We start from the raw sequence: 6,568 nt of genomic DNA, 5'->3' as shown, positions 1-6,568 counted from the left end.
CAGCTCCTGCCGCGTCCAGCCCGCGGTCCCCGGGATGCGGCCCGCCCCCGCGCCCAGCACGCTGGACGGGTGAGCAGCAAGGCACTGGTGATCGCGGCCGTCGACGGATCCGACCACAGCCTGCGGGCCCTGGAATGGGCCCGGCAGGCCGCCCTCCGGCACGCGACCGGCCTCCTCGTCGCCCACGTGCTGCCCGACGCCTCCCAGCTGTACACCGCCCGCCGCCAGGCCCTCTCCGACCCGGCGGCCCCCGAGACGTACGCCGATCCGGTGGCCGAGCGGATCCGGCACTTGCTCGCCGAGGCCCCCGAACTCCCCCGCGAAGTCCACTACGAGGCCCTCACCGGCTCCGTCCCGGAAGCGCTGCGGGTGATCGGCTCAGAGGCCCGGATGCTGGTCATGGGGTCCCGCGGGCGCGGCGGCTTCAAGGCACTGCTCCTCGGCTCGAACAGCCACGCCGTGGCCGCGACCGCACGCTGCCCGGTGGTGGTCGTCCCCCACGTGGAGCGCAACGCGGAGGCTGCCGGTCCGGACCCCTCCGCCGACCGGGTGGTGCTCGGCCTGCACACCGCCGAGACCCCGGACGACGTCCTGGACTTCGCCTTCACGGAGGCCGCCGCACGGGGGACCACCGTCCAGGTGGTCTCGGCGTACGCCATCCCGCCGACGCCCCTCGTGATGGTCGACACGCCCTTCGCCGTCCTCACCCCGGAGGGGCTCGCCGACGGCGCGGACGCCGTCCCCGCAGAACGGGAGATGCTGCGCGCCCAGACGGAGCGGCTGGCGCCGTTCCGGGAGCGCCGACCCGGCGTGCCCGTCGTCCAGGCCGCCGTGCCCGGAGACGCGGCGGGCCGCCTCGTCGAGGCCTCGCGCGCCGCGGCCCTCGTCGTGGTGGGCCGACACCACCCGCGCCGCACCGTCCGGAACGTGGCGATCGGCTCGGTGGCGCACGCCGTCCTGCACCACGCGCACGGTCCGGTGGCCGTCGTCCCCACCCTCTCGGACGACTCCTGACCTGCACAGGGGTGGCATCAATCGGCCCGACCGGGGGAAGGTGGGAGGCGGGGGGTCTGCTTCGCGCCGGCGGAGGAGGACAACCGGACCAGCCAGGGTGAGTGGTGGCCGATGCCCGACACGCAGCCGAGACGAGACGACCGCGGCGGCGAGGACGGCGCGCCGGAGACTGCGGCACAGCGCAGAGCACGGCGCGCGCAGTTCCTGCGCGACCTGATGGAAGCGCGCGCCCTGCGCGACCGCGTCCAGCCGCGCCGGGCCCGCGCTGCCCGCATGCGCCAGCAGATGCGCATGCGCACGTTCCGCTGGTGACGGACGCCGCCCCGTGCACCGCATCACTGCGGTGCGGCGCGCGGCAGCCACGCGCACGGGCGACCGCCGGTCGGCGGTACGCCCCACACCCCGGGGAGCGGGGCGTACGCGCCGTATGCCCGCGGGCCACGGGCGGCCCGCGGGCCGCCCGGTACGCGCCACCGCACACGGCGCGGCACGACGCAAGCGCGGAAGACCTCTCGCAAAGCCGCTGTTTCTGCCACGATGCCGATTGGGCGGGGCACGAAACGGCGAGCAGGACAGCCGTTCCAACCCTTCCCACCTCCGGCCGGGGGGACCTCCAACCGGCACGCCTATGACCAGTGGGAGAGTCACGGTGTACTTCGCCGCACTGCTCGCGCGCACCGAAGACGGGTGGGAAGCGAGCGACATGGAACTCGACGACGTCGAGTCCCTCAGTGATCTGATCGATCTCGCCCGTGCCGCCGCTGTCGACGACGACACGGTGGTCGCCCTCATCGAGCAGGAGGACGCCTGGTTCGGCGTCGTCCGCGTGGACGGCGAGGAGGACCCGCGGTACTTCGTTTCGAACGCCGCCCTGGCCTCCCGCAGCTCCTACGGCTCGATGCTGACCGACGAGCTGCTGGGCAGCGACGAGGAGGACGACGAACTCGACGAACTGGACCTGGACGGCACCGAGGACGGCGAGGAGGACGGCATCACCGCGTTCGCCGACGCGGACGACGACGCCGAGGAGGCCGGAGCGGGCGCGGAACCCGTGCCGGCCGGCCCGCTCGGCGATCCCCGGCTGCTGGACGACCTCGGGGTGAGCCACAGGGAACTGATGGCCCTCGACGGGGACGCCCTCTCGGAGATCGCCGACTCGCTCGGCGCGACCGAGGTGCTGGAGGCAGTCCGCTAGTGATCACCGAGCAGCACCCCACGCACGGCCCCGATCCCGTACGGGACCCGTGGCGGGACTCCATGCGCCTGGCGCTCCAGGAGGCCGCACGGGCGGTGCCGGCCGGCGACGTGCCGGTCGGCGCCGTCGTGCTGGGCCCGGACGGGGAGCTCCTCGCCGCCGGGCACAACGAGCGCGAGGCCGCCGGCGACCCGACGGCGCACGCCGAGGTACTGGCGCTGCGCCGCGCCGCCGCCCGGCTCGGGGAATGGCGGCTCCCGGGGTGCACCCTCGTGGTGACCCTGGAGCCGTGCGTCATGTGCGCCGGGGCGCTCGTCCAGGCGCGGGTGGCCCGGGTCGTCTACGGGGCGGGGGACGAGAAGGCGGGCGCCGCGGGGTCGCTGTGGGACCTCGTACGGGACCGCAGGCTCAACCACCGCCCGGAGGTCATCCGCGGGGTGCTCGCCGAGGAGTGCGCGCAGCAGCTGACGGACTTCTTCCGGGAGCTGTGAGAACCCGCGGGGCAGGGCCCGCGCGAGCGGCTCGGCCGGGCCGCGGGGGATACCGATTTCGGAACTGGGGCGTCCTTGGGCTAGGATCTCTCTCGGTAGCGTGTCCGAGTGGCCGAAGGAGCTCGCCTCGAAAGCGAGTATGGGGCAACCCATCGGGGGTTCAAATCCCTCCGCTACCGCTCCGATCGAAAGCCTCGTCCCGCAAGGGCCGGGGCTTTCGGCGGTTTCCGGGCCGCTCGGCGGCTTCCGGGCCGGAACCGGGGCGGTCGCCGGCCGGCCGTCACACGGTCGACGCATCCGCGCGTACTCCGGCCGGTGGGCGTTCTCCGCCGACGTCCTGACCGGCGAACCCGCAGCCGACCGGTGGGCTCGCACCCCGCCCCGGCGGGTGTCCGCGCGCGTACTCCGACCGGTGAGCGGACCGCGGGCCCGCGTGACCGGCCGCCCGCTCGGCCGTTGTCACGGCATGACCAAGACCCAGCGCATGCTCGCCGCCATCGCCCTTGCGGGGGCCGCCGCGGGCCTCGCCGCACCAGCCGCCTCCGCCGCACCCGCGGCCCCGCTCGCCCTGCCCGACCTGCCGCAGGCGGCCCCGGGCATGCCGCAGGGGGCCGCACCCGGATCCGTGCGGGAGGTCGGCGCCAAGCTCAACGACCTGAACCAGCTCAACCAGCTGATGACGCTGCCCGACCAGCTCTCGCCGGTGATCGCACCCGTGGAGCCCGTCTTCGGCATCCTCGGCGGCATCGAGTAGCCCTTCCCGGGCCCGGGCCGCATGTGCGGCAGGCCCCGGCCGGAGCCGGGGCCTGCCGCACGCGGGACGGGGGAAGCGCTGTCAGGGGACGAGCGGCTCCCCCGGCGAGAACGGGGCCCGCTTGCCCGGGCCGCAGTCAGGGGGACGCGTGCGGCCCGGACCCCACAGTGAGGCCCTGTCCTTCACCCGCCGGCTTCCTGCCAGAACCGGTGGGCTGCCTTCCATCCTGCGGCTCCCCCGCCCGCGCGAGCCGCGGCAAAGGGCCCGGAAGGGAGGGCCATTGGTCCATAAAGTCCGAGTGAGTGCCGTCATGCGACCGGTTAGACTCACCCGACTTCGCAGGACCGGTTGGGGAGGCCGACACCGCTCATGGAGACCAAGAAGATGATCACGGGAGGGCTCGTGATGTTCGTGCTCTTCGTGATCATCACCCAGCCGGTGAAGGCGGCCGACATCGTCAAAATAGGCTTCCAGGGCATCTCCGACGCCGCTCACGGCATAGGCGCGTTCATGACCGAACTGGTGAGCTGACCCCGTACGCTGATGCGGTTTCCGGACTAACCGGCCCCCCACTCCGACGGGTGGGGGGTTTTGCGTTCACCGCCCTCGTGGCACCCACACCCAGAACGCCCCATTATGCCCAACTTGCCCTCAACACGGCGATATACGGTGCTTGCACACAGTGCACATGTCTTGTGATGCTATGACCGCTTTTGACGGATGAGTTGACTTGAAGGGGTGGCGTGACCGTGTCGGCCAGTACGGCGCCTCAGGTGCCGCCCCAGCAGGACGCCCCGGAGGAGCCGCCTGCGCCCGCGAGACCGCAGAGCCGGGGGGCGGACACCCGGGCCCTCACCCAGGTCCTCTTCGGTCAGCTGAAGGGCCTGCAGCCGGGCAGCAGCGAGCACACCCGGGTACGCGGGGCCCTCATCGAGGCCAACCTCCCGCTCGTGCGGTACGCGGCCGCTCGCTTCCGCAGCCGCAACGAACCCATGGAGGACGTGGTCCAGGTCGGCACGATCGGCCTGATCAACGCGATCGACCGGTTCGACCCGGACCGGGGCGTGCAGTTCCCCACCTTCGCCATGCCGACCGTGGTCGGCGAGATCAAACGGTACTTCCGCGACAACGTGCGCACCGTCCACGTGCCGCGCCGGCTCCACGAGCTGTGGGTCCAGGTGAACGCGGCCACCGAGGACCTCACCACCCTGCACGGGCGCACCCCGACCACGCCCGAGATCGCCGAGCGGCTGCGCATCAGCGAGGAGGAGGTGCTGTCCTGCATCGAGGCCGGGCGCAGCTACCACGCGACCTCGCTGGAGGCCGCCCAGGAGGGCGACGGTCTGCCCGGGCTGCTGGACCGGCTCGGCTACGAGGACCCCGAGCTGGCCGGGGTCGAACACCGCGACCTCGTACGCCACCTTCTCGTACAGCTGCCGGAGCGCGAACAGCGGATCCTCCTCCTGCGGTACTACAGCAATCTGACGCAGTCGCAGATCAGCGCCGAGCTCGGCGTCTCCCAGATGCACGTGTCGCGCCTGCTCGCCCGCAGCTTCGCCCGGCTCCGATCCGCAAACAGGATCGAGGCGTAACCGGATCGGGTGGAGATCTCCGGACGGTTTTCCGACAGAACCGGCTCATTCCGCTCTATCGCTGGAGTTATATGTCGACTTGGCGCTACAGCGCGTTGCCGACATGTGACATTCTGCTGGAACCGCGTTTGCCGCAGCCCCGGCTCCGGTATTCAGGTGGAGGCTGCGTTCCTCTGGCGGACGCGCCGTACGCGACCGTCCGCGACCTCAAGGGGGTGGCATGTCCGCAGACCAGGGCAGCTCCAAGGTGCTCACGCTCGTCAAGAGCGAGGCGCCGGCCGTGTCCGAGCACTCGGAAGCCATCGACACCCGCACCCTCTCCCGCTCCCTCTTCCAGCGCCTCGCCGCCCTGGACGCGGACAGCCCCGAACGGGCGTACGTACGCGACACCCTGATCGAGCTGAACCTGCCCCTGGTGCGGTATGCGGCCGCCCGCTTCCGCAGCCGCAACGAGCCGATGGAGGACATCGTCCAGGTCGGCACGATCGGCCTGATCAAGGCGATCGACCGGTTCGACTGCGACCGCGGCGTCGAGTTCCCGACCTTCGCCATGCCGACGGTCGTGGGCGAGATCAAGCGGTTCTTCCGGGACACCTCCTGGTCCGTGCGCGTCCCGCGTCGCCTCCAGGAGCTGCGCCTCGCGCTCACCAAGGCCAGCGACGAGCTCGCCCAGAAGCTCGACCGCTCGCCGACCGTGCCCGAACTCGCCGCGGTGCTCGGGGTGTCGGAGGAGGACGTCGTCGACGGGCTCGCCGTCGGCAACGCCTACACCGCCTCCTCGCTCGACTCGCCCTCGCCCGAGGACGAGGGCGGCGACGGATCCCTCGCGGACCGCCTCGGCTACGAGGACACCGCACTCGAAGGCGTCGAGTACCGCGAGTCGTTGAAGCCCCTGCTCGCCAAACTCCCCGCCCGGGAGCGGCAGATCATCATGCTGCGATTTTTCGCCAACATGACGCAGTCGCAGATCGGCGAGGAGGTCGGCATCTCGCAGATGCACGTCTCCCGCCTGCTGACCCGCACTCTCGCGCAGCTGCGCGTCGGCCTGATCGGCGACTAGACCGAACGGGCAGCGGCGCGTCGGCGCGTCGGCGCGACCGTACGTCGACGCTCCCGGACCTGTGGCGCAAGGGTTCCGATTTGATGCGACGTCAGCAACACTGCGGCGATGCGACCGGGACACCGCCGCAGGGCCGCACTGCTCGCCGCCCTGTCCTTCTGCACGGCCACCGCAGGCCTGACCGGCTGCGGTGGGACCGCACGAGACGGCCACACCGCCGCAGGGGCCGTGGCCCCGGGCCCCGAGCGGCGCCCCGGCGACAACGCGCCCCCGCAGGGAGCGGTGGAGTTCCAGCAGCTCGGCGGCCCGGACGCGGCGGGGGGATCCCCGCCCTCCGGCGGTACGCCGCCCACCACCCCGGACGTGCAGACACCGGCCGGCTCCGGCCCGGGCGGAGGCGCGCCCACGCCGGGCGGCATCCCGGCCCCCGGCCCGGGCACCCCGCCGGGCGGCCATGACCCC

Annotated in this window: 8 protein-coding genes, 1 tRNA gene and 1 pseudogene; all 10 read left to right on the top strand. The window is 72.7% G+C overall.

Annotation, left to right across the window (positions count from 1 at the left end):
• Positions 1–69 precede the first annotated feature (69 nt).
• The gene (locus HYE82_RS32645) at positions 70–1,014 is read left to right on the top strand and encodes a universal stress protein (RefSeq protein WP_309144523.1); all 945 of its coding nucleotides are present in this window, start codon (positions 70–72) and stop codon (positions 1,012–1,014) included.
• A 111-nt stretch (positions 1,015–1,125) separates the two neighbouring features.
• Positions 1,126–1,326 (top strand): hypothetical protein, encoded by a 201-nt coding sequence (locus tag HYE82_RS32640; RefSeq protein ID WP_179177827.1) that lies wholly within the window; start codon positions 1,126–1,128, stop codon positions 1,324–1,326.
• Positions 1,327–1,663: 337 nt separating this feature from the next.
• Positions 1,664–2,209, top strand: a complete 546-nt coding sequence (locus tag HYE82_RS32635) for a hypothetical protein (protein ID WP_179177828.1) — start codon at positions 1,664–1,666, stop codon at positions 2,207–2,209.
• 62 nt (positions 2,210–2,271) lie between these two features.
• On the top strand, positions 2,272–2,700 hold the full coding sequence (tadA, locus tag HYE82_RS32630; RefSeq protein ID WP_218783316.1) for a tRNA adenosine(34) deaminase TadA: 429 nt from the start codon (positions 2,272–2,274) through the stop codon (positions 2,698–2,700).
• Between the two features lie 94 nt (positions 2,701–2,794).
• Positions 2,795–2,879, top strand: a tRNA-Ser gene (locus HYE82_RS32625).
• A 287-nt stretch (positions 2,880–3,166) separates the two neighbouring features.
• Positions 3,167–3,454, top strand: coding sequence for a hypothetical protein (locus HYE82_RS32620; protein ID WP_179177825.1), 288 nt, complete (start codon positions 3,167–3,169; stop codon positions 3,452–3,454).
• Positions 3,455–3,823: 369 nt separating this feature from the next.
• Positions 3,824–3,985 (top strand): hypothetical protein, encoded by a 162-nt coding sequence (locus tag HYE82_RS32615; protein ID WP_179177824.1) that lies wholly within the window; start codon positions 3,824–3,826, stop codon positions 3,983–3,985.
• A 212-nt stretch (positions 3,986–4,197) separates the two neighbouring features.
• Positions 4,198–5,046, top strand: a complete 849-nt coding sequence (locus HYE82_RS32610; RefSeq protein ID WP_179177823.1) for an RNA polymerase sigma factor SigF — start codon at positions 4,198–4,200, stop codon at positions 5,044–5,046.
• 220 nt (positions 5,047–5,266) lie between these two features.
• Positions 5,267–6,106: an RNA polymerase sigma factor SigF gene (locus HYE82_RS32605; RefSeq protein WP_179177822.1), complete on the top strand. Its 840-nt coding sequence runs from the start codon at positions 5,267–5,269 to the stop codon at positions 6,104–6,106.
• A 108-nt stretch (positions 6,107–6,214) separates the two neighbouring features.
• Positions 6,215–6,568, top strand: a pseudogene (locus HYE82_RS32600) (hypothetical protein); the annotation flags it as partial.

Source organism: Streptomyces sp. BR123 (assembly GCF_013401435.1).
Taxonomy (GTDB): Bacteria; Actinomycetota; Actinomycetes; order Streptomycetales; family Streptomycetaceae; genus Streptomyces.
Note: the sequence above shows the minus strand (reverse complement) of the source record. Positions and strands in the feature narration are given on the sequence as shown.

Coding starts and splice junctions, on each gene's coding strand:
- HYE82_RS32640 (WP_179177827.1), top strand. CDS start 1,126: ATGCCCGACACGCAGCCGAGACGAGACGACCGCGGCGGCGAGGACGGC.
- tadA (WP_218783316.1), top strand. CDS start 2,272: ATGCGCCTGGCGCTCCAGGAGGCCGCACGGGCGGTGCCGGCCGGCGAC.
- HYE82_RS32620 (WP_179177825.1), top strand. CDS start 3,167: ATGACCAAGACCCAGCGCATGCTCGCCGCCATCGCCCTTGCGGGGGCC.
- HYE82_RS32615 (WP_179177824.1), top strand. CDS start 3,824: ATGGAGACCAAGAAGATGATCACGGGAGGGCTCGTGATGTTCGTGCTC.
- HYE82_RS32605 (WP_179177822.1), top strand. CDS start 5,267: ATGTCCGCAGACCAGGGCAGCTCCAAGGTGCTCACGCTCGTCAAGAGC.